Source organism: Pantoea sp. PNT03, assembly GCF_014852515.1.
GTDB classification, from domain to species: Bacteria; Pseudomonadota; Gammaproteobacteria; order Enterobacterales; family Enterobacteriaceae; genus Pantoea; species Pantoea leporis.
On record NZ_JACVBT010000001.1, the window covers coordinates 1,664,572 to 1,687,276 of the forward strand.

18 protein-coding genes are annotated in these 22,705 nt (G+C 51.9%); 5 read left to right on the top strand and 13 right to left on the bottom strand.

Annotation, left to right across the window (positions count from 1 at the left end; translation table 11 throughout):
- The first annotated feature begins 70 nt into the window (after positions 1–70).
- Entirely contained in the window at positions 71–856 is a 786-nt protein-coding gene (gene elyC / locus IB226_RS07845) for an envelope biogenesis factor ElyC (RefSeq protein ID WP_192234407.1), read from the top strand.
- Here elyC and IB226_RS07850 read toward each other — a convergent pair.
- The 12 genes from IB226_RS07850 to serC all read right to left on the bottom strand — a co-directional run bounded on the left by IB226_RS07850 (position 836) and on the right by serC (position 14,873).
- A complete protein-coding gene (locus IB226_RS07850) occupies positions 836–1,729 on the bottom strand; it encodes a YcbJ family phosphotransferase (RefSeq protein ID WP_101760952.1) in 894 nt (297 codons plus the stop codon). The genes elyC and IB226_RS07850 overlap by 21 nt on opposite strands.
- Positions 1,730–1,839: 110 nt before the next feature.
- On the bottom strand, positions 1,840–2,589 hold the full coding sequence (gene kdsB, locus IB226_RS07855) for a 3-deoxy-manno-octulosonate cytidylyltransferase (RefSeq protein WP_101760953.1): 750 nt from the start codon (positions 2,587–2,589) through the stop codon (positions 1,840–1,842).
- The gene (locus IB226_RS07860) at positions 2,586–2,768 is read right to left on the bottom strand and encodes a Trm112 family protein (protein ID WP_007887424.1); all 183 of its coding nucleotides are present in this window, start codon (positions 2,766–2,768) and stop codon (positions 2,586–2,588) included. Before IB226_RS07860 ends, kdsB begins: the two co-directional genes overlap by 4 nt.
- Before the next feature lie 90 nt (positions 2,769–2,858).
- Positions 2,859–4,076 carry a winged helix-turn-helix domain-containing protein gene (locus IB226_RS07865; protein ID WP_192234409.1) on the bottom strand — a complete coding sequence of 406 codons (1,218 nt, stop codon included), beginning with the start codon at positions 4,074–4,076 and terminating at the stop codon, positions 2,859–2,861.
- Between the two features lie 22 nt (positions 4,077–4,098).
- Complete coding sequence (gene lpxK / locus IB226_RS07870; protein WP_101760955.1) at positions 4,099–5,100, bottom strand: tetraacyldisaccharide 4'-kinase; 1,002 nt, start codon at positions 5,098–5,100, stop codon at positions 4,099–4,101.
- Positions 5,097–6,845, bottom strand: a complete 1,749-nt coding sequence (gene msbA, locus IB226_RS07875) for a lipid A ABC transporter ATP-binding protein/permease MsbA (protein ID WP_101760956.1) — start codon at positions 6,843–6,845, stop codon at positions 5,097–5,099. Before msbA ends, lpxK begins: the two co-directional genes overlap by 4 nt.
- A gap of 34 nt (positions 6,846–6,879) precedes the next feature.
- Positions 6,880–9,138, bottom strand: a complete 2,259-nt coding sequence (locus IB226_RS07880; protein WP_192234545.1) for a DNA internalization-related competence protein ComEC/Rec2 — start codon at positions 9,136–9,138, stop codon at positions 6,880–6,882.
- A gap of 234 nt (positions 9,139–9,372) precedes the next feature.
- On the bottom strand, positions 9,373–9,657 hold the full coding sequence (gene ihfB / locus IB226_RS07885) for an integration host factor subunit beta (protein WP_003849360.1): 285 nt from the start codon (positions 9,655–9,657) through the stop codon (positions 9,373–9,375).
- 86 nt (positions 9,658–9,743) lie between these two features.
- Positions 9,744–11,420 carry a 30S ribosomal protein S1 gene (gene rpsA, locus IB226_RS07890; protein WP_052025984.1) on the bottom strand — a complete coding sequence of 559 codons (1,677 nt, stop codon included), beginning with the start codon at positions 11,418–11,420 and terminating at the stop codon, positions 9,744–9,746.
- 121 nt (positions 11,421–11,541) lie between these two features.
- Entirely contained in the window at positions 11,542–12,222 is a 681-nt protein-coding gene (gene cmk, locus IB226_RS07895) for a (d)CMP kinase (protein ID WP_192234411.1), read from the bottom strand.
- 198 nt (positions 12,223–12,420) lie between these two features.
- Entirely contained in the window at positions 12,421–13,707 is a 1,287-nt protein-coding gene (gene aroA, locus IB226_RS07900; RefSeq protein ID WP_192234413.1) for a 3-phosphoshikimate 1-carboxyvinyltransferase, read from the bottom strand.
- Positions 13,708–13,787: 80 nt separating this feature from the next.
- Positions 13,788–14,873 (bottom strand): 3-phosphoserine/phosphohydroxythreonine transaminase, encoded by a 1,086-nt coding sequence (gene serC, locus IB226_RS07905; RefSeq protein ID WP_192234415.1) that lies wholly within the window; start codon positions 14,871–14,873, stop codon positions 13,788–13,790.
- 310 nt (positions 14,874–15,183) lie between these two features.
- On the opposite strand from serC, the gene ycaO reads away from it, so the two are divergent.
- The 4 genes from ycaO (at position 15,184) to pflA (ending at position 21,420) form a co-directional block, all read left to right on the top strand.
- A complete protein-coding gene (gene ycaO / locus IB226_RS07910) occupies positions 15,184–16,947 on the top strand; it encodes a 30S ribosomal protein S12 methylthiotransferase accessory factor YcaO (protein WP_101760960.1) in 1,764 nt (587 codons plus the stop codon).
- Between the two features lie 355 nt (positions 16,948–17,302).
- Positions 17,303–18,163: a formate transporter FocA gene (gene focA / locus IB226_RS07915; RefSeq protein ID WP_192234417.1), complete on the top strand. Its 861-nt coding sequence runs from the start codon at positions 17,303–17,305 to the stop codon at positions 18,161–18,163.
- A gap of 69 nt (positions 18,164–18,232) precedes the next feature.
- A complete protein-coding gene (gene pflB / locus IB226_RS07920; protein ID WP_192234419.1) occupies positions 18,233–20,515 on the top strand; it encodes a formate C-acetyltransferase in 2,283 nt (760 codons plus the stop codon).
- 164 nt (positions 20,516–20,679) lie between these two features.
- Positions 20,680–21,420 carry a pyruvate formate lyase 1-activating protein gene (gene pflA / locus IB226_RS07925; protein WP_101760963.1) on the top strand — a complete coding sequence of 247 codons (741 nt, stop codon included), beginning with the start codon at positions 20,680–20,682 and terminating at the stop codon, positions 21,418–21,420.
- A gap of 55 nt (positions 21,421–21,475) precedes the next feature.
- Here the strand turns inward: pflA and IB226_RS07930 are convergent, their stop codons facing one another.
- A complete protein-coding gene (locus IB226_RS07930; protein WP_110865841.1) occupies positions 21,476–22,627 on the bottom strand; it encodes an MFS transporter in 1,152 nt (383 codons plus the stop codon).
- Positions 22,628–22,705: the final 78 nt, after the last annotated feature.

The following is a 22,705-nucleotide window of genomic DNA, read 5'->3' on the forward strand; positions in this document are numbered from 1 at the left end:
CAAGAATGAACCTTTCATGCCGCAGTAACCGTCTGGCAGCTGTTTTTTTGGACAAAAGAGGCCATATTCGATGTTTTTCGCTTTTAAAAAAGTCATTGGCGGGATGTTGCTTCCCTTGCCGCTGCTGTTATTACTGATGGCGGCAGGACTTTTGCTGCTCTGGTTCAGCCGCTGGCAAAAAAGCGGCAAAATCCTCATCTCTTGTAGCTGGCTGCTGCTGCTGATTTTGAGCCTGCAGCCGGTTGCCGATCGCCTGCTGTCACCGCTGGAAAATCATTATCCCACCTGGAACGGTAACGAGCCGGTCGATTATATCGTGGTGCTCGGCGGCGGCTATACCTTCAATCCGAATTGGGCACCGAGTTCCAACTTGATTAATAACAGTCTGCCGCGCGTGGCCGAAGGCGTGCGTCAGTGGCGTCGCTATCCGCAGGCCAAAATGATCTTTACTGGCGCAGCAGCCGGCGAAAACCCACGCAGCAGCGCCAGCGTGGCGGCCGAAGTGGCGGAAAGTCTGGGCGTGCCATCAGCAGCGATTATTCAGTTGGATCAACCAAGGGATACGATTGGTGAAGCACGCGCGGTGAAACAGACGATTGGTGAACACCCGTTCTTACTGGTGACTTCCGCCAACCATCTGCCGCGTGCCATGCATTTCTTTCAAAGTGCCGGCATGAATCCGCTGGCCGCACCGGCAAATCAGTTGGCAGTGACCTCGCCGCTAAACTGGTGGGAACGCGCTATTCCGTCACCGCTGTGGCTGGCACACAGTGAGCGTGCGATCTATGAAACGCTGGGACAAACCTGGCAGAAGCTGCGCGGTGACGATCTCACCTCAACCCAGCCAGGGGAGTAATTGCGCGCGGGCGTGATCGAAGCGCGGACGGTCAAACTGTCCGCTGCTGACCAACGTGTCGACGCAATCCCACAGCTGATACAACCAGCGCCGCCAGAGAAAACCTTCCGCCACGGGCGCGCGCTGCAGATAGTGCTGCAGCAGTGACGCTTCTGCGCCGCTATCCGCCAGGCGCATCAGATCGTATTCGCGCGGTGCCCAGAGAATGTTGCCCGGCTGCATCATGGCAATAAGCTGATCGCTGTGCGCATCTTTTAACATACTGGCTAAGCGCAGGTTGCCGTGCATCAATACGCAGGGATCGTCAAATCCGTTGAACAGACGCGGTAATAGCTGACGGCTGCGAAACAGAATCTGACGATCTTCCAGTGTAAAAAACGGCGGTGACAAATAACCCAGCGTTGACCACAACACATCCACTCGCTGGCGATACCATGCGGGCCAGTTATTCTCCTGCACGCTGTCCACGCTGCCGACTAAGCCATGGCTGTCAATACGATGCCACGCCAGCACGCCTTCGACGATCTGTTCGCACAGCTGTTCCCAGCGCGCTGCGCTGCGGGCCGGAGCTTCCGCAGAAACACCGTTAAAGCGTGCCATCAGCAACATTTCATGTACCGGCTTTTGCTGGCTGAGCACCAGACCAAACACGGCAGGCACGGCGATCAAGCCATCATGGCCGAGCATGGTCAGTTTTTTAGCTTCCAGCGCAGCGCGTCCCTGATGACGAAAATACTTTGCCACCAGCGGCATCGGTTTACCGGCGTTATCGTAAAGCGCATACAGCCGCGTGTGCGCCTGCTCGCTAATGGTTTCGAGACGACTGATGCTTTCACCAAGCACCAACGCGAGTTCTGAACGGAGCTGTTCCATGCAATATCCTCCGACGTCAAAGGGCTGGAATATGCTGGAGGTGATGGCGGCGCAAAGCTTAGCGCCAGATCAAACTTTCAGGCCAGCGAGAGCCGCTGGCCGGTCGGAGATTAACCCTGCATAGCGAGACGAACCCGCTCAAGGTCTTCCGGCGTATCCACCCCAACACTTGGGATAGTTTTTGCCACCGCGACGTGAATCTTTTCACCGTACCACAGCACGCGCAGCTGTTCGAGCAACTCAATGTTCTCCAGCGGGCAAGGTTCCCACGCGATGTAGCGACGAATGAAACCGGCGCGATAGGCGTAGATGCCAATGTGGCGGAGCAGCGTGTCGCCAATCTGCTCGCGCGAACGCGCATAACGCTCGCGATCCCAGGGAATGGTGGCGCGTGAGAAGTAGAGCGCATAACCTTTGGCGTCCATCACCACTTTCACCGCGTTCGGGTTAAAGGCTTCTTCTGCATCGGTGATCGGCACCGCCAGCGTCGCCATCCCGGCTTCAGATTGCGCCAGATTACCTGCCACCTGACGTACAATCTCCGCCGGGATCATTGGCTCGTCGCCCTGCACGTTAACAATGATCGTGTCGTCGGCAAACTGATACTTTTCGATCACTTCGGCCAAACGCTCAGTGCCGGACTGATGATCGACCCGCGTCATGCACACCTCGCCGCCGGCCGCCGTTACCGCCGCTGCCACATCCGGATGATCGGTGGCGACAATCACGCGATCGGCACCCGATTCACGGGCGCGTTCCATAACGTGCAGCACCATCGGTTTACCCTGAATATCCACCAGCGGTTTGCCGGGCAGACGCGTTGAAGCGTAACGCGCAGGAATAATGGCAACAAAACTCATGGATGAATCTCTTCAACAGACAGCGTACGCGCTTCCACTTCCAGCAGCACTGGAATACCGTCACGTACCGGGTAAGCCAGGCCATCCGGTTTACAGATCAGCTCTTGCTGCTCTTTGTTGAAATAGAGTTTTCCGTTGCATACCGGGCAAGCAACGATTTCGAGTAAACGGTGATCCATAATCTTCTCCATTCAGGACCGATTCAGACGGGTAGCATAGCATAATAGCGTGCGCGTGAATGACGCACTCAAGCCGGACAAATGGCAGCTTTATTCACCAATCGACCAGCGAGTTGACCAGGCAGCCAGCAGTTCTGCCGGCGCATTTTCGATGATCACTTGGTTGGCGCCTTGCCACGCGGCGAAGCGATTAATGGCTTTTTGGACGTCATTAAGGAAAGCGTTACTGATGCGTGTGCCCTCTTCCAGCCAGAATGCACGAACCACTAATTGCTGCGCCTGACGCTCCATTTTGGCATCAATGCGCGCTTTCAATAATCCGCGATGCAGGACCGGCAGGACAAAATAACCATATTTGCGCTTTTCCGCAGGCGTATAGCACTCAATGCGGTAATCAAAATTAAACAGCTCCAGCGCGCGACGACGATCCCAAACCACTGGATCAAAGGGTGACAACAGCGCGGTATGTGTGGCAGAGAGTGGCTTTTCCAGCAGCGGCAATAATGCGTGGTGTAACCACATTTCGCCCAGTTGCTCGACCTCAACACGCACAATTTCTCCGCGCGCAGCCGCATCCTCAAGCCATGACTTGAGCGGTGCGCGTTTGAGCCGGTAATAATCGGCTAACCAACTGCCACGGAAAATGCCGAGACTGCATGCGCTGTGACTCAGCATCTGTAACACCGCTTCGTCTTCACTTAACGCATGCTGTTCATCAATCCAGTCCGGCATCACGCGGCTGTGCAGATCGTAAACCCGCTGGAAGTTGCGCCGCTCCACCACCATCAACTGACCCGCACTGAACAAATTCTCCAGATGACGCTTATGCGGCTTCCACGCCCACCAGCCCGGTTTGGTCTGTTTATCATTACTGAAATCGGCTGCTCGCACTGGGCCGTTGACGGAGATGTGTTGCAGTAGGTCAGTGATTTCCTGTTGATGTTCCTCAACCCATCGTTGGTTGTACTTCCAGCCCAGTCGCTGCGGTTCCAGCATGCGGTGGCGCAGCAACGGGTAATCTTCGAAAGGAATAAAACAGGCTTCATGAGCCCAATATTCAAATAATGCGCCCGAGGCCAGCGCCTCTTCCAGCCAGTTGGTCTGATACGCGCCAAGGCGGCTAAACAGCACCAGATAAGGACTGCGTGCCACCACATTGATGGTATCAATTTGCAGCAAAGACATCTGACGCACAGTCGCGTGTATATCAGCAAAGCGCGCACGTCGGCCTAAAGGACGTAACAGTCCCTGAGCAGCCAGATGCAGATGACGAGCAGTTTGCAACGAGAGGGAAGCGACGAGGTTCATAACTCCATTCCCTTTTTGGTGGTTAGCGCGAACGGGCGTCTCGCGCGGTAGTGCAGAGATGGGTGATATCGTCTAACAAGGTTGTCACCGCCGCGCCTTGCAGATGCGCATCAACCGGCAAATACCACCAGTTTGGGCGAGCAAAACTACGGCATTTTACCGCATCTTTTTCCGTCATCAGCAAGCACTGATCTGCCTGAGTCAGACGCCGCAATTCGTCTTCGCTGTAAGCATGGTGATCGGCGAAGGCAATTTCAGCCACTGGCTTGATGCCTTGCTGCTTAAGCGTGTTGAAGAAGCGCGGCGGATGACCTATGCCGGCCATCGCGACAATTTCCGGCAATTGCGCTAACGCCACGCTTGCACCGTTGATCAGGTTGACCGCCAGACCGGGCTGCAATGACATCGCAATTTCGCCCGCCTGCGCATCGCCGCCGTTAACGATCACCGCATTTACGGTGCTAAGTCGTGAGGCGCGTTCACGCATCGGCCCAGCCGGTAACCACCAGCCATTGCCAAAACGACGCATCCCATCCACCACCACGATTTCGCGATCGCGCTGCAGCGCGTAATGCTGCAGGCCATCATCGGTGATAATCACATCCAGATCGTGCGCAGCGAGCAAGCCTTCTACCGCCAGACGCCGCCGTGGCGCAACGGCGACCGGCACTTGCGTGCGTTGAGCGATCAGCACAGGTTCATCGCCGGCCTGCGCCGTGGGCGTTTCAGCGGTAACCAGCAGCGGATAACGTTCAGCTTTTCCGCCGTAACCCCGCGACACCACGCCAGCACGTACTCCACGTTGTTGCAGCGCCTGCACCAACCAAATCACTACAGGCGTTTTACCATTCCCACCTGCGGTGAGGTTCCCCACCACAATCACAGGGCAAGGCGCGCGCCAACTTTTTCGCCAACCGCGCTGGAAGCTGAGGCGAATCAATAGGGTGATCGCCCCATAAAGCAGACTCAGCGGCCATAGCAGCAGCCATAACGGCGAACGCCCGCTCCAGATGCGTTCAATCATTGACCGAACTGCAGTTTGTGAAGCTGCGCATAGGCGCCCTTCTGTTCAAGCAGCACGCTGTGAGTACCGCGTTCGACAATGCGACCATCTTCAACTACGACGATCTCATCGGCTTTCTCAATGGTCGACAGACGGTGCGCAATCACCAGTGAGGTGCGATTTTTCTGCAGCTCATCAAGTGCGGCCTGAATCGCCCGCTCAGATTCGGTATCGAGCGCTGATGTGGCTTCATCGAGAATCAAAATCGGGCAGTCGCGCAGTAACGCACGCGCAATCGCAATACGCTGACGCTGACCACCGGAAAGCAGCACGCCATTCTCACCAATAACGGTATCAAGGCCATTATCCATCTTCTGGATGAAGTCCATTGCATGCGCCATGGTCGCAGCCTGCTCGATTTGCTCGCGCGTGTATTGACCATTACGGGCATAAGAAATGTTGTTGGCGACGGTGTCGTTGAAGAGATGAACGTTCTGGGAAACCAATGCCACTTGATTACGCAGTGAACGCAGGGTGTATTCGCGCAGATCGTGGCCATCCAGCAGAATTTCACCGCTATCAATGTCGTAGAAGCGCGTCAGCAAGCTGGCCATAGTGGATTTACCAGAGCCAGAACGGCCGACCAGTGCAACGGTTTTACCGGCAGGCAGCGACAGGTTGATATCACGCAGCGCAGGAATTTCACGGCCTGGATAGGTAAAGGTCACGTTGCGGAATTCCACATCACCCTTAGCACGATCCATTTCACGCTTGCCGTTATCCACTTCCTGCTCACTGTCAAGAATCGAGAACAGCGTCTGACAAGCCGCCATACCGCGCTGGAACTGTGCATTCACGTTGGTCAGTGACTTGAGCGGACGCATCAGGGCGATCATTGATGAGAAGACCACGGTGATGGTACCGGCTGTCAGCGTTTCCATCACGCTTGGGAAACTGGCGGCATAAAGTACAAATGCCAGTGCCAGCGAGGCAATCAACTGGATTACCGGATCAGAGATTGAAGATGCTGACACCAGTTTCATGCCTTGTTGGCGCATCCTGTTACTGACCTGAGAAAAACGCTTGGCTTCCACTTCCTGGCCACCAAAGATCAGCACTTCTTTATGCCCTTTTAGCATCTGTTCGGCGCTGGTGGTGACCTGTCCCATGGTGTTCTGCATGTTCTTACTGATGCTGCGGAAACGTTTGGAAACAGTACGAATAGCAAAGGAGACGATCGGTGCCAGCACAATGAGAATCAAAGACAGCTGCCAGCTGTAATAGAACATCATGATGAACAGGCCAATGATTGAGGCCCCTTCACGCACCACCGTAACCAGTGCACTGGAAGAGGAAGAGGCCACCTGTTCAGAATCGTAGGTGATGCGTGACAGCAGCGTCCCCGTTGATTGCTGATCAAAGAAGGTTACCGGCATGCCCATCATATGGCCGAACAGGCGGCGACGCATATTCATGACCACGTTGCCGGACACCCATGAGATGCAGTAACTGGAGATATAGCTGGTCACGCCACGTACCAGCATCAGGCCAATTACCACTAGCGGCATCCACAGCATTACGGATCTGTCTGCTTTACCGAAGCCATCATCCAGTAAAGGTTTCAACAGAGAGAGCATCAGGGTATCGCCTGCCGCATTGAGTATCAGCGCCACCGCTGACACATACAGGCCAGCCTTGTGGGGCGCAATCATCGGCCAGAGTCGACGGAATGTCTGCCACGTTGAGAGATCTTTATCTTGATGCATTATTTATTCACGCTGTTTGAAATAGCCGCTCATTCTACCTGGAATCGCGTTTGACGCCAAACCACTGATGGTACCATCGAGGCATTATTTGCTCTCTTAAGCCCTTAATTTGCCAATGACCTTGTCTGATACCCACATGAATCTGACCCGATTGTGCCGTGTCGTACCACATATAGCCTTGCTGACGATAGCGTTGCACCACGGCTGGCGCAGGCATACGCCAGGCGTTATACCGCGCCACCGAAGCAAATGCTGCTTTCCCAGCAACATTACGTAACAGTAATGCGCCTGATGAAGTCCGACTACCATGGTGCGGAACCTGCAAAATTGTCGCGTTCAGAGCCTCTTTTTCCAGCGCGACAATTTTTCTCTCGGCTTCTAACTCAATATCCCCGGTGAGTAACACGCTAAAGAGCCCGTCATCGACTCGCACCACACAGGAATCGTTATTTTGTCCCTGGGTCTGATTCTCCGGCGGCCACAAAGCGGTAAATTGCAATTTGCCCCACTGCCACCGCTGACCACGGAAGCATGGCAGGTGTCCGTCTTCCGCCAGGGCACTACGAATTGCTACCGCTGGATTAACTTTGAGCAATGAGTGTAGCCCACCACGGTGATCAAGATGCTTGTGGCTTAGTATCAAAGAATGGAGGCTTCTACCGTGATACTGCAACCATGGCAGAATGACGCGCGATCCGGCATCATCCTGTTTCCAACCCGGTCCAACGTCATATAACACCACTTCATTGCCCTGTGTAATGGCAATCGCCAGGCCATGCCCCACATCAATCATGTCGATTTGCCAGTCATCACGCTGTGCAGTGCTGCGCCAGAGGATGATTGCGAGTATCAGGCTAAAACACGGCATCACACTGCGATAAATCAGCTTGCTGCGCCAGAGAACTAATCCTACCCACAGCAGCACGACAGCAGGTAACGTATCGCTCCATGCCCACCAGCCAGCGGGTAACCACTGCAGCAGGAGCATGACCTGGCTTATGGAAAGATCCGCCAGAGACCATAATCCCGTTGAAATCAGCGGCACTGGCAATAGCATTGCCAGCAATATTAGTGGCACCGTGACAAAAGACACAACCGGCACCGCGATCAGATTTGCTAATAACGCACTCAGGCTTATTCCCTGAAACAGGAAGATTTGTAGTGGAGCCATGAGGATCATCATTCCTAACTGCAGATGTAGCAATTGCAATAACAGCCATCGACGATTTGCGCGAAAGCGATGTGTTAATGGAAACCATTGATACCAGGTAATCAGCATCGCGACCGCCAGTGCCGACAACCAAAAGCTTTCTGACAGCACAGTTAATGGATCCAGTACCAGCAAAGCGCCGATACATAACGTCCAGACTTGCCAGCCACTGAGCTGCCAACCGGCGCTGCGCATCCCTATCCATAATATGAGCGCGATCATCGCGCGCTGGGCCGGTGCATGACTGCCAGAAACCCACGTGTAAGTCGCTGCGGTCATAACACTAACCAGCAGCGGAAATAAATGACCAATCAAATGACCCGGCAAAATTACCTGGATAGCACGCGCCAACAGCCATCCAACGCTGGCAGCTAATGCAATATGCATTCCCGAGATTGCCATCAAGTGGGCAGTACCTGTTTCCCGCAGCAACTGTCGCTGCTCTTCAGTCATGTTGGTACGTATACCAAACGCTAAAGCCTGCATAATTGCCGGTTGTTTGAGCGTATCGAATGCGGGTAGATGATGATTAATTAAACGCGTCCGCCAGTTGCAAGTTAGCGATTCCACCTGCTGACTGATGATGCGCCCTTGCAGCGGCGTGTGATTAGACAAGGCAAAGCGCTGCAGATCGAACTCGCCTTCATTTAATCTGCCGTGGACGGCACGCAGTCGCAGTTTCATCTGCCAGCTCTGACCGGCACAGTACGGTTGCTCCATCGAAGCATTATTGAGCGTGACAAAGAGAGGTGGAAACTGATAACGCTGACCGACACGCAAGATTTGCACGGTTAATTGCTGCTTCTGTTCACGAACTTCAGTCACCCGTACAGTGGCTTCAATTGTGGCGGCAGTCAGATCCCCAATGACATTGACCATCTGGCGGGCTTCAGTCAATGTCCAGGCCACCATTAAGAGAGCAATCCCTGCAAGCCGTAGCAACGTGATTGGCATCAACCCAAGCGCCACAGCGAATACAACCATGATGACTATTCCGTTGGCTGCGGGTATGTGCGGCAATATGCCCAACGGCAATGCCGAGGCAATCATCAATCTGGCCAGAAAAATCCAGTTCATATGCATCATTACTCTCCCTCATTGGCGGAAGAGTGTGCCGAGAAAAGCAGGGATTTACTTCATTGAAAAGAGAGTGTGTCGCGATGGATTCCGAGACTTTTGCAGAGATTACATTGATGAGACTTCATTTTGGAAAGCAGATCTCAATTCCGCATACTCTAAGCAAAAAAAAACGACACCCTAGAGTGAAGCAAAAAAAAACGACACCCTAGAGTGTCGTTTTTATCGTTCGGTAACGGCTTAGCCGTAGATGTTCGCACGGTCACGCAATTCTTTGCCCGGCTTAAAGTGGGGAACGTATTTACCTTCCAGATCCACTTTGTCGCCCGTTTTCGGGTTACGACCCGTACGCGGTGCACGGTAATGCAAAGAAAAGCTGCCGAATCCCCGGATTTCAATGCGCTCGCCCTGGGCCAACGTAGTGGCCATGTGCTCAAGCATCTCTTTGACCGCATCCTCAACGACTTTCGCCGGAATATGAGTATGCTGGCCAGCAAGTCTCTCAATTAGTTCTGACTTGGTCATGTAACCTCCGGTTAATCCTTATTTGGAAAGGTATGACAGCTTTTACCGAAACCGGACGATTTTCATCGTCCGGTGCCTTAGGTCGATTACTCGCCTTTAGCCGCTTTGAACGCTTCAGCCATCGCGCTAGAGAAGTTGCTGCCTTCATCCTGTTTGGTGTTAACAGTGTTGATAGCTTCTTTCTCATCAGCCTGGTCTTTAGCACGAACAGACAGGCTCACAACGCGGTTCTTACGGTCAACGCCGGTGAATTTAGCTTCAACGTCGTCGCCAACACTCAGAACCAGAGTTGCGTCTTCGATGCGGTCCAGAGAAGCTTCAGAAGCGCGCAGGTAACCCTCTACGCCGTCAGCTAATTCTACTGTAGCACCTTTCGCGTCAACTGCAGTGACTTTACCAGTCACGATAGCGCCTTTCTTGTTCAGGGTGATGTAGTTGTTGAATGGATCTTCAGCCAACTGCTTCACGCCCAGAGAGATGCGCTCGCGCTCTGCATCAACCTGCAGTACAACGGCAGCGATTTCGTCGCCTTTTTTGTACTCACGAACGGCTTCTTCGCCAGTCGCGTTCCAGGAGATGTCAGACAGGTGAACCAGACCGTCGATGCCACCGTCCAGGCCGATGAAGATACCGAAGTCAGTGATTGACTTGATTTTACCTTCAACGCGATCGCCTTTGTTGTGGGTCTCAGCGAACAGCTGCCATGGGTTAGATTTGCACTGCTTCAGACCCAGGGAGATACGACGACGCTCTTCATCGATGTCCAGAACCATTACTTCAACCACATCGCCTACGTTTACAACTTTAGACGGATGGATGTTTTTGTTGGTCCAGTCCATTTCTGAAACGTGTACCAGACCTTCAACGCCTTCTTCGATTTCTACGAAGCAGCCGTAATCAGTCAGGTTGGTTACACGACCAGTCAGGCGAGTGCCTTCTGGATAGCGCTTAGCGATAGCAACCCAAGGATCTTCGCCCAGCTGTTTCAGGCCCAGAGATACACGGGTACGCTCGCGGTCGAACTTCAGCACTTTAACAGTGATTTCGTCGCCCACGTTGACGATTTCGCTCGGATGCTTAACGCGTTTCCAAGCCATATCGGTAATGTGCAGCAGGCCATCAACGCCGCCCAGATCCACGAATGCACCGTAGTCAGTGAGGTTCTTAACGATACCTTTAACTTCCATGCCTTCCTGCAGGTTTTCCAGCAGCTGATCGCGCTCAGCGCTGTTCTCAGATTCGATAACTGCACGGCGTGAAACCACGACGTTGTTACGTTTCTGATCAAGCTTGATTACTTTGAATTCAAGCTCTTTGCCTTCCAGGTGCAGAGTATCGCGAACCGGACGAACGTCTACCAGTGAACCTGGCAGGAACGCACGAATACCGTTCAGCTCAACTGTGAAGCCACCTTTAACTTTGCCGTTGATAACACCGGTAACAGTTTCAGCGTCTTCGTAAGCTTTTTCCAGCGTGATCCAAGCTTCGTGACGTTTAGCTTTCTCACGGGACAGCAGGGTTTCACCGAAGCCGTCTTCTACTGCGTCCAGCGCAACGTCAACTTCGTCGCCTACCTGGATTTCCAGTTCGCCGGCTGCGTTCTTGAACTGCTCTGCAGGAATTGCAGATTCAGATTTCAGACCCGCATCAACCAGAACTACGTCTTTGTCGATAGAGACAACAACGCCACGAACGATGGAACCCGGACGGGTTTCGATTTCTTTCAGGGACTCTTCAAAGAGTTGAGCAAAAGATTCAGTCATATTGATAATCTTAGGATTCTTCAATTTAACGTCCACCTGACTTCATTGTCGGATGGGGTTGTTTCACATGCCCTGCACCGGGTCCTTGGTACAGGGTTACAGCAATTCGGTTGCCGAAAGATTAAATGCCCAACTTACGCTTAGCATAATCAAGCGCCTTTTCAATCACTTGCTCAATCGACATACTGGTTGAATCCAGTACCAGAGCATCTGTGGCAGGCACTAAAGGGGCGATGGCACGATTACGATCGCGGTCGTCGCGTTCCCTTATCTCGGATAAAAGGCGATCAAAGTTAACATTAAAGCCTTTCTCCTGCAACTGTAGCATACGGCGATGCGCACGCTCTTCCGAGCTGGCGTCGAGGAATATTTTCACTGGCGCATCAGGGAAAACCACGGTTCCCATATCGCGTCCATCAGCGATTAAACCGGGCTCTTCGCGGAATGCACGTTGGCGTCGAAGCAATGCCTCACGCACCCGCGGGAAAGCGGCAACGCGCGATGCGGTGTTGCTGACTTCTTGCGTGCGGATTTCACCGGTGACATCTTCACCTTCAAGAACCACCTGCATTTCACCGTCAACCGATAGAAAACGCACATCAAGATGCGCAGCCATCGGTACTAATGCTTCCTCGGACTCAATATCCACCTGATGGTGAAGTGCGGCCAATGCTAAAACGCGATAAATAGCGCCAGAATCCAGTAAGTGCCACTGCAACGACTCCGCCATCGCTTTACATAAAGTCCCTTTACCCGCGCCACTTGGCCCATCGATGGTAATAACCGGGGCGATTGCCGTCATTGTTCTCTCCTGTTGCTGCGTGCTTATTGTCAGCCCTTCCAGGCCGCCTGGATTGCGCGGCATTATACGCTGCCTGCGTCGGGTTAGTTACCCTTTAGCGTAGACAGCGCTAGAAATATAGACAGATTCAGAACAATTTCCGCCTGATAAGGCCAGAAGAGAGCAAAGAAACCCGGCGCAGTGCACCGGGTTAAACGATCAGGAAGTATGACTGATTTTCGCCAACTGCTGGAAATAGCTCGGGAAGGTTTTCGCAGTGCAGCCTGGATCAAGGATGGTTACCGGCGTATCGGACAGAGCCACCAGTGCGAAGCACATTGCCATACGGTGATCGTTGTAAGTACCGATGTCCGCATGTTGCAACTGAGCTGGCGGTGTGACACGAATAAAGTCTTGCCCTTCTTCTACTTCCGCCCCCACTTTGCGTAACTCAGTCGCCATCGCAGCAAGGCGGTCGGTCTCTTTTACGCGCCAGTTATAGATGTTGCGCATCAACGTGGTGCCTTGAGCGAAGAGTGCAGTAGTTGCAATTGTCATTGCCGCATCGGGAATATGGTTCATATCCATATCGATTGCCGTCAGCGATCCGCGTGTGCAAGAGATATAGTCATCTCCCCACTCAATCACTGCGCCCATCTTTTCCAGCACATCAGCAAAACGGATATCGCCCTGCACGCTGTTGCGGCCAATACCGGTTACACGTACGGTACCCCCTTTAATGGCAGCGGCAGCGAGGAAATATGATGCAGAAGACGCATCACCTTCCACCAGATAATCGCCCGGAGACTGGTACTGTTGCTGCCCTTTAACCACAAAACGCTGATAGTCCTGATTATCAATATCCACACCAAAGCAGCGCATCAGGTGCAAGGTGATATCAATGTAAGGCTTAGAAACCAGATCGCCTTTTATGGTGATGATGGTGTCTTGCTGCGCCAGTGGCGCGGTCATTAGCAATGCCGTGAGGAACTGGCTGGATACACTGCCATCGACGCTGACTTCCCCACCAACAAAACCACCATTAAGACGCACTGGCGGGTAATCGGTCTGTTCGAGATAGTCAATCTTTGCTCCGCCCTGACGCAGTGCATCAACCAGATGACCAATCGGACGCTCTTTCATGCGTGGCTCGCCAGTCAGAACGATTGACTGCTCGCCCAAACAGAGCGCGGCAGCCAAAGGTCGCATCGCTGTACCTGCGTTACCGAGAAACAGCTCAAGCGGTTTTTCAGCATGTAAAGGGCCCGCGTTACCTACTACTTCGCATACGGTGCGATCGTCTGAGAGCGTATAGCTGACACCCAGCGCTTTGAGGGCATTCAGCATGTGCTTAACGTCATCGCTATCAAGCAAGTTAGTCAGGCGGGTGGTGCCCTTTGCCAGCGCGGCCAGCAAGAGTGCGCGGTTCGAGACGCTTTTTGAACCCGGTAAGTTTACCGTGCCGTCAACGCGAGCAATCGGTTGTAGAGTCAGGGAGTCCTGCATGTGAAACCAAATCTCCAGAAAATACGAGACCCCATCGAGTGACGGGGTCTGATACCAGACAAGCTGGCATGAAAAAGCAATTAGCCGTGGCGACGTTCGAAGTCGACCATGAACTCAGTGAGCGTTTTAACCCCTTCCAGCGGCATCGCATTGTAGATCGATGCACGCATACCGCCAACCACGCGATGGCCTTTCAACGCGTGCAGCCCAGCCTTGAGAGACTCTTCCAGGAACACTTTGTCCAATGAGGAATCGGCTAACTGGAATGGCACGTTCATACGTGAACGGTTTTCGCTTGCGACATCGTTGCGATAAAACGCACTGTTATCAATCACGCCATACAATAAGTCGGCTTTTGCCTGATTCAGCTTGTCCATCTCAGCCACGCCGCCCTTCTCTTTCAGCCATTTGAATACCAGGCCAGAGAGATACCATGCGAAAGTCGGCGGAGTGTTAAACATCGATTCATTTTCGGCCAGCACCTTGTAATCAAGGATAGAAGGCACATAACGTTGTGCTTTGCCTAGCAGATCTTCGCGCACAACCACTAAGGTTAAGCCCGCCGGGCCGATATTTTTTTGCGCGCCAGCGTAGATCACGCCATAGCGACTTACATCGATTGGACGAGACAGAATAGTAGAAGAGAGATCGGCAACTACGACTTTATCGCCAAAATCCGGCTCTTCATCGATAGCATTGCCATCAATCGTTTCGTTCGGGCAGAAATGGACATAAGCCGCATCATCATTTAACTGCCATTCACGCATTGGTAATAAAGCACGCTTACCATCACGCGTAGTTTTGATATCAATGGTATTTGGCGAGCAGAATTTCTCAGCTTCTTTAATTGCGCTGTGAGCCCAGTAACCGCCGTCAATATAATCCGCGGTTTTTGCATCACCCAGCAAGTTGCCGGGAATGGCCGCGAACTGCGCACGCGCACCGCCATGGCAGAATAAAACTTTGTAGTTGGCTGGGATCTTCAGCAGATCGCGAAAATCTTGTTCTGCCGCTTCTGCAACAGCAATAAACTCTTTACTGCGGTGACTGATCTCCATCACCGAGGTGCCTAATCCGTGCCAGTTTGTCAGTTCTTGCTCTGCGCGACGGAGCACTTCTACCGGCAGCATAGCCGGGCCAGAGCTAAAATTATAAACCTGAGTCATTTCCCCTCACCACTGTCATATCGAACGGTTATGAATACCCAACCGGTTTTATCATTGCCTCCAGATGGCTGCAATCATTAATCCGGCAGCGATCACATTTCCAGAGCCAGCTTCACCGCAGCTTATGTCATAAATGCATTAAGCCATGGAATTTTGTGAGGTTGTTCCAGAAAGAAAAATCGGCAAGCGGAATGGCGTAACAACCTTAACCAGTCTGAGATAAATTTGGCCGACTGAATAGCGAAGCACGCATAAAACCCGTATTATTGCGCGCTTTACGCCCACCCCATTGACTTAAGAGAGCGCCACCATGACGCAAACGTTTATCCCCGGAAAAGACGCCGCACTGGAAGATTCCATTGCTCGCTTTCAGCAGAAACTGCAAGACCTTGGTTTCAACATTGAAGAAGCTTCCTGGCTGAATCCGGTGCCACACGTCTGGTCAGTACACATTCGCGATCGCGACTGCCCGCTGTGCTTTACAAATGGCAAAGGTGCTAGCAAAAAAGCCGCTCTGGCTTCAGCGCTGGGCGAATATTTTGAGCGCCTCTCTACTAACTATTTCTTCGCCGATTTCTGGTTGGGTGAATCCATCGCTAATGGCGATTTTGTTCACTATCCAAATGAAAAATGGTTCCCGCTCACCGAGGACGACAGCCTGCCAGAAGGCATTTTGGATGCGCGCCTGCGCAAGTTCTATGATCCTGATGAGAGCCTGGGTGCTTCTGAGCTGATTGATCTGCAATCCGGCAATGACGAGCGTGGAATTTGTGGCCTGCCATTTACCCGTCAATCTGACCAGCAAACAGTGTATATCCCGATGAACATCATCGGTAATCTGTACGTTTCGAATGGTATGTCTGCCGGTAACACTGCGAACGAAGCGCGTGTGCAGGGTCTTTCTGAAGTGTTTGAGCGTCATATTAAGAATCGCATCATCGCCGAATCCATCAGCCTGCCAGAAATTCCAGCAGAGGTGATGCAGCGTTATCCTGGCGTAATTGAAGCAATTGAACGTCTGGAAGCAGAAGGTTTCCCAATCTTCTCATACGATGCGTCACTCGGCGGCAAATACCCGGTTATCTGCGTTGTGCTGTTCAATCCAGCAAATGGTACCTGCTTCGCTTCGTTTGGCGCACATCCGGACTTTGGCGTCGCACTTGAGCGAACCGTTACTGAACTGCTGCAGGGCCGTGGTCTGAAAGATCTCGACGTGTTCACACCGCCGACGTTCGATGATGAAGAGGTAGCGGAACACGCTAACCTGGAAACGCATTTCATCGATTCAAGCGGTCTGATTTCATGGGATATGTTTAAAGACGATGCCGATTATCCTTTCGTCGACTGGAGCTTTGCGGGTACCACTCACGAAGAGTTTGATACGCTAATGGCGATCTTCCGTGCGGAAGATAAAGAAGTCTATATCGCTGACTATGAACATCTGAGTGTTTACGCTTGCCGCATTATCGTGCCGGGCATGTCTGATATTTATCCAGCAGAAGATCTGCTGCTGGCAAATAACAGCATGGGCGCACCACTGCGCAAAACCCTGCTGGCGCTGCCAGACAGCCAATGGGAACCCGAAGCCTATCTCGAGCTGATTGTGCAACTGGATGAGGAAGGTCATGATGACTTTACTCGCGTGCGCGAGCTGCTGGGTCTGGCATCAGGCAAAGATAATGGCTGGTACACGCTACGTATTGGCGAGCTGAAAGCCATGCTGGCGCTGGCCGGCGGCGACCTGGATCAGGCTCTGATCTGGACTGAATGGACGATGGAGTTTAATCAGTCCATCTTTAGTGAAGAGCGCGCAAACTACTACCGCTGTCTGCAAACCTTGCTGCTGCTGGCAATGGAAGAGGAACGCGATCCGCTACAATATCATCGCGCCTTTATTCGTATGTACGGCCAGGCTGCTGTTGAGGCTGCTTCAGCGGCAATCAGTGGCGAAGCGCCCTTCTATGGATTGCAAGCGGTCGATCTGGATCTGAAAGCTTTCCCTGCGCATCAATCATTACTCGCTGCCTATGAAAAGCTGCAGACAGCTAAACGTCGTTATTGGTCACAAAAATAGCCTTAACGCTTAAATTTCCATTTATAGAAATTAGGGTATTGGTCAATGGCGCTGAAAAAATCAGTGCCATTTTTTATATTGATCATACAAAGAGATTTAAGTGCATTATTAAATAACAATTCAGCTTTAATCGTTAATGATATTTAACAAAATCTAGTCTTGCCCGCAGCCACCTTCAACTTATTTTGCATAAATTAAAAATTATTTATTGCAATAAATTCAATAATTTAAGCAGCACTCAGACGCATTTACGCTTCGCTTATCAGCTACCTTCCGGTCAAATATGATCCACATCAATTTCTGACCTATACTCCTTTGTTAATATCTTTACAGGCAATTTTTGGAGAGCGTTAGTGTGAAAGCTGACAACCCTTTTAATTCATTATTACCGGCGGCAATGGCGAAAGTTGCAGAAGAAGCCGGCATATATAAAGCTACTAAACGTCCTTTAACCACCTTCTTCCTTGCCATCACTGCTGGCGTATTTATCTCAATCGCATTTGTCTTCTATATCACTGCGACCACCGGAAGTGGAACAATGCCCTACGGCATAGCAAAACTGATCGGCGGTATCTGTTTCTCGCTCGGTTTAATGTTAGTCGTGGTGTGCGGTGCTGACCTGTTCACCTCAACTGTTTTGATCGTGGTGGCAAAAGCCAGCGGCCGTATCACCTGGCTGCAACTCGGTCGACACTGGTTGACGGTCTATATCGGTAACCTGTTTGGTGCGCTGTTCTTTGTCGCGCTGATCTGGTTAGCCGGTGAACACATGGTGGCGAATGGTGCCTGGGGTTTGAATGTCCTGCAAACCGCTGACCATAAAATGCATCACACCTTTATTGAAGCAGTGAGTCTCGGCACGCTCGCCAACCTGATGGTTTGCCTGGCGGTGTGGATGAGTTATTCCGGCCGCAGTCTGATGGACAAAATGTTTGCGATGATCCTACCGGTGGCGATGTTTGTTGCCTGCGGTTTTGAACATAGTATTGCCAACATGTTCCTTATCCCGATGGCCATCGTTATCCGTGATTTTTCCAGCCCGGAATTCTGGCAAATGGCTGGTGCAAGCGCAGCACAGTTCCCATCACTAAGCGTTAGTGACTTTATTGTTAACAACCTGATTCCCGTGACCATCGGCAACATTATTGGCGGCGGATTATTAGTCGGTTTGACCTACTGGGTAATCTATCTGCGTGGCGATGAGCCGGTGCATTGATGAATTGGTACGGGCGTGCTGAGTCAGCGCGCCATACGTCAAAGTCTCCCTAAATAAGGCAGGTATATCATGTCCGAACTGAATGAAAAAATGGCGTCAGCCTGGGAAGGATTTAGCGCCGGCGAATGGCAGAACAGCGTCAACGTCCGTGACTTTATCCAGAAAAACTACACACCGTATGAAGGCGACGAATCCTTCCTCGCTGGCGCGACGCCGGCCACAACTAAGCTGTGGGACAGTGTACTTGAAGGCATCAAAATCGAGAACCGCACCCACGCGCCGGTAGATTTTGACACCGATCTGGCTTCAACCATCACCTCTCATGATGCCGGCTACATCAGCAAATCGCTGGAAAAAATCGTTGGCCTGCAAACTGAAGCACCTTTGAAACGTGCCATCATCCCGTTTGGCGGCATCAAAATGGTTGAGGGTTCTTGCAAGGTTTATGGCCGCGAACTTGATCCCGCGCTGAAAAAAGTCTTCACTGATTACCGCAAAACCCATAACCAGGGCGTGTTCGATGTTTACACCCCTGACATCATGCGCTGCCGTAAATCAGGCGTGTTGACGGGTTTACCGGATGCCTATGGCCGCGGTCGTATCATCGGTGACTATCGCCGCGTTGCGCTGTACGGCATCGATTTTCTGATGAAAGACAAAGTTGCGCAGTTCAATTCTCTGCAGAGCGATATGGAGAATGGCGTTGACCTCGAAGCCACCATTCGCCTGCGTGAAGAGATCTCTGAACAGCACCGCGCACTGGGTCAGATCAAAGAGATGGCTGCGAAGTATGGTTCAGATATCTCGCTGCCCGCTACCAATGCTCAAGAAGCCGTTCAGTGGACTTACTATGGCTATCTCGCGGCGGTGAAATCTCAGAACGGTGCGGCAATGTCCTTTGGTCGCGTATCCACCTTCCTTGATGTGTATATCGAGCGCGATATTCAGGCCGGAAAACTGACTGAAGAAGAAGCACAGGAACTGATTGACCATCTGGTGATGAAACTGCGTATGGTGCGCTTCCTGCGTACGCCTGAATACGATGAGCTGTTCTCCGGTGACCCAATCTGGGCAACAGAATCACTGGCGGGTATGGGCGTCGATGGTCGTACTCTGGTGACTAAAAGCACCTTCCGTTTCCTGAATACGCTTTACACCATGGGGCCATCTCCGGAGCCAAATATGACCATCCTGTGGTCAGAAAAACTGCCGGTTAACTTTAAGAAATACGCCGCAAAAGTGTCTATCGATACATCCTCATTGCAGTATGAGAATGATGACCTGATGCGTCCTGACTTCGACAACGATGACTATGCTATCGCCTGCTGCGTTAGCCCAATGATTGTCGGTAAGCAGATGCAGTTCTTCGGTGCGCGTGCCAACCTGGCAAAAACCCTGCTTTACGCAATCAACGGTGGCGTTGATGAAAAACTGAAAATGCAGGTGGGTCCGAAAGAAGCACCAATCACTGACGAGATTCTTGATTACGACATCGTGATGGAGCGCCTGGATCACTTCATGGATTGGCTGGCTAAGCAGTACGTCACCTCCCTGAATATCATTCACTACATGCACGATAAGTACAGCTACGAAGCTTCACTGATGGCGCTGCACGATCGTGACGTTTATCGCACCATGGCCTGTGGTATCGCGGGTCTGTCTGTTGCGGCTGACTCACTTTCTGCCATCAAATACGCCAAAGTGAAAACCATCCGTGATGAAGATGGTCTAGCGATAGACTTTGAAATTGAAGGCGAATATCCGCAATTTGGTAATAACGACTCTCGCGTTGATGACATGGCGTGCGATTTGGTTGAACGTTTCATGAAGAAAATTCAGAAACTGCAAACCTACCGTAACGCGGTGCCAACTCAGTCAGTGCTGACCATCACTTCTAACGTGGTTTACGGTAAGAAAACCGGTAATACGCCAGACGGACGTCGTGCGGGTGCGCCATTCGGTCCGGGTGCTAACCCAATGCACGGCCGTGATCAGAAAGGTGCGGTGGCTTCACTGACCTCCGTCGCGAAACTGCCCTTTGCTTACGCGAAAGACGGCATCTCTTATACTTTCTCCATCGTGCCAAATGCGCTGGGTAAAGATGATAACGTGCGTAAAACCAATCTTGCTGGCCTGATGGATGGATATTTCCACCATGAAGCCAATATTGAGGGCGGTCAGCATCTGAACGTTAACGTGATGAACCGTGAGATGTTGCTGGATGCGATGGAACATCCTGAAAAGTATCCGCAGCTGACCATTCGCGTATCCGGTTATGCTGTGCGCTTCAACTCGCTCACCAAAGAGCAGCAGAAAGATGTAATTACCCGTACGTTCACTCAGTCGCTGTAATCGTAGTTCACTGAGATTGAAAGGCTCCTGCGGGAGCCTTTTCTCCACAAGTCCGTTTTGCCAGTTTGCTGGTGCTGGCGACCTGGCAAAATCGACTTTCACTGTTAGAGCACAACATAGATTGTGCTGCCTGATATTCAGGCCCACCTGGAGAACTCATCGCAATGTCAACCATCGGTCGTATCCACTCCTTTGAATCCTGCGGCACCGTTGACGGCCCAGGCATCCGCTTCATTACCTTTTTTCAGGGCTGCCTCATGCGCTGCTTGTATTGCCATAACCGCGATACATGGGACACGCATGGCGGTAAAGAAGTTACCGTTGAAGAGTTGATGAAGGATGCGCTCTCATATCGTCACTTCATGAATGCATCTGGCGGTGGCGTGACGGCGTCGGGTGGCGAAGCGATCTTACAAGCGGAGTTCGTGCGTGACTGGTTCCGCGCTTGCCAGGCAGAAGGCATTCATACCTGTCTCGACACTAACGGCTTTGTTCGTCGCTACGATCCGGTGATCGATGAATTGCTTGATGCCACTGATTTGGTAATGCTCGATTTAAAACAGATTAACGATGATGTGCATCAGATTCTGGTGGGCGTTTCCAATCATCGTACGCTGGACTTTGCGCGCTATCTGCAGAAGAGAGGCAAACGCACCTGGATCCGCTTTGTAGTGGTGCCTGGCTACTCCGATGATGATGACTCCGTTCATCGCTTGGGTGAGTTTACCAAAGATATGGATAACATAGAGAAGATCGAATTGCTGCCTTACCACGAGTTAGGCAAACACAAATGGATCGCCATGGGCGAAGAGTACAAGCTGGATGGTGTTAAGCCGCCGAGCAAGGAAACCATGGAGCGAGTGAAGAATATCCTCGCCAGCTACGGCCATGAAGTGATGTATTAACCGCAAACAAAAGGGGAACCACCGGCTCCCCTTTTTACTATTTCATGGGAATGCGTTAAGCATGTGCGACCGGAGTAGCCTGATGATCGGCTTTGCGCAGTAACATCACCAGATAAACCAGTGCAACTGCAGCAATCATCACAAACAGCAGGCGGTCAGAGTAATTTTGCATCAGCATTGACGTCATTCCCGGCCCCACCAAACTGCCCACGGTATAGCTAAACAGTAACGCCTGATTCATTGCCACTAACTCATGATGCGCGACGGTTTCGCACGCCCAGGACATCGCCACCGGATAAAGTGTAAAACCCGCAAGACCCAGCACAAACAGCGCTGGCGCCATCGCAGTATCACCTAACATAGCAATCGCACCCAGGATAACCACAAACACTTGCACACGCAGCACCATCAGGCGACCAAAGCGATCGGCTAAACGTCCTACCGGCCACTGACCGACAATGCCGGAGCTGACCAGTAACGCCATCCAGTAACCGACGTTTGCATCACTCATGCCCTGATGTGACAGATACAATGGCATCAAGCCATAAAGTGAGCCGAGAACGATACCGGAAATAATGCAGCCATTGATGCCGAGACGAGAACTACGACGACGCAACATAACCCAAAGGCGCCCCGTTGAAGCTTCTTCTGTCGCAGCGCTGGAATTGACATGCACAAATACTACCGGCAATACCGCACAGATAATCAGTGCAGTCACCCATGGAATCACGTGGAGCAGCTCGGTTGACACGCGGCTCACCAGCAACTGGCCTGCAACAGTGCCGAGGTAATAGATGATCATATAAGCCGCCAGCAACTGACCGCGATTACGCACGGTACCGCTGCATAACAAGGCACTCTCAACCACCACCCAAATCAGTGCACAACCGACACCTGCGGTAAAGCGCAGTAATGTCCAGCTATAGAAACCATCCAGTATCACCATGCCCATGGTCGCTACGGCAAAAAGCACGCTGGCGAGGTAAAAACAGCGATTAAAACCATAACGAGTAATCAACCAGCCCGCGAGCAAGGTGCCCAGCAAGTTTCCGGTGTAATACGATGAGCTAGCCATTCCCACTTGCCAGGTTGGCAATTGATCATGGGTAAGCCAGAGCGGTACCAGCGTATTAAGCACAGCGATAGACACCGTCATAAGCATTAAGCCGCAAAGCAGCAAAACGACGGGGCGCGACCAGGTTGACATAGGGAATAAAACCAAAAGAAATGACGATAATTGCGCGCAGTTTGCCATCGGCTATCTTAAAGTCAATGTGCAAAAATT

What these genes read in the sequence shown, in the direction of transcription:
- lpxK (WP_101760955.1), bottom strand. Translation starts at nt 5,100, where the DNA reads ATGATTGAACGCATCTGGAGCGGGCGTTCGCCGTTATGGCTGCTGCTA.
- kdsB (WP_101760953.1), bottom strand. Translation starts at nt 2,589, where the DNA reads ATGAGTTTTGTTGCCATTATTCCTGCGCGTTACGCTTCAACGCGTCTG.
- IB226_RS07880 (WP_192234545.1), bottom strand. Translation starts at nt 9,138, where the DNA reads ATGCATATGAACTGGATTTTTCTGGCCAGATTGATGATTGCCTCGGCA.
- ycaO (WP_101760960.1), top strand. Translation starts at nt 15,184, where the DNA reads ATGACGCAAACGTTTATCCCCGGAAAAGACGCCGCACTGGAAGATTCC.
- serC (WP_192234415.1), bottom strand. Translation starts at nt 14,873, where the DNA reads ATGACTCAGGTTTATAATTTTAGCTCTGGCCCGGCTATGCTGCCGGTA.
- pflB (WP_192234419.1), top strand. Translation starts at nt 18,233, where the DNA reads ATGTCCGAACTGAATGAAAAAATGGCGTCAGCCTGGGAAGGATTTAGC.
- IB226_RS07850 (WP_101760952.1), bottom strand. Translation starts at nt 1,729, where the DNA reads ATGGAACAGCTCCGTTCAGAACTCGCGTTGGTGCTTGGTGAAAGCATC.
- msbA (WP_101760956.1), bottom strand. Translation starts at nt 6,845, where the DNA reads ATGCATCAAGATAAAGATCTCTCAACGTGGCAGACATTCCGTCGACTC.
- elyC (WP_192234407.1), top strand. Translation starts at nt 71, where the DNA reads ATGTTTTTCGCTTTTAAAAAAGTCATTGGCGGGATGTTGCTTCCCTTG.
- aroA (WP_192234413.1), bottom strand. Translation starts at nt 13,707, where the DNA reads ATGCAGGACTCCCTGACTCTACAACCGATTGCTCGCGTTGACGGCACG.
- ihfB (WP_003849360.1), bottom strand. Translation starts at nt 9,657, where the DNA reads ATGACCAAGTCAGAACTAATTGAGAGACTTGCTGGCCAGCATACTCAT.
- cmk (WP_192234411.1), bottom strand. Translation starts at nt 12,222, where the DNA reads ATGACGGCAATCGCCCCGGTTATTACCATCGATGGGCCAAGTGGCGCG.
- rpsA (WP_052025984.1), bottom strand. Translation starts at nt 11,420, where the DNA reads ATGACTGAATCTTTTGCTCAACTCTTTGAAGAGTCCCTGAAAGAAATC.
- IB226_RS07860 (WP_007887424.1), bottom strand. Translation starts at nt 2,768, where the DNA reads ATGGATCACCGTTTACTCGAAATCGTTGCTTGCCCGGTATGCAACGGA.
- pflA (WP_101760963.1), top strand. Translation starts at nt 20,680, where the DNA reads ATGTCAACCATCGGTCGTATCCACTCCTTTGAATCCTGCGGCACCGTT.
- IB226_RS07930 (WP_110865841.1), bottom strand. Translation starts at nt 22,627, where the DNA reads ATGTCAACCTGGTCGCGCCCCGTCGTTTTGCTGCTTTGCGGCTTAATG.
- IB226_RS07865 (WP_192234409.1), bottom strand. Translation starts at nt 4,076, where the DNA reads ATGAACCTCGTCGCTTCCCTCTCGTTGCAAACTGCTCGTCATCTGCAT.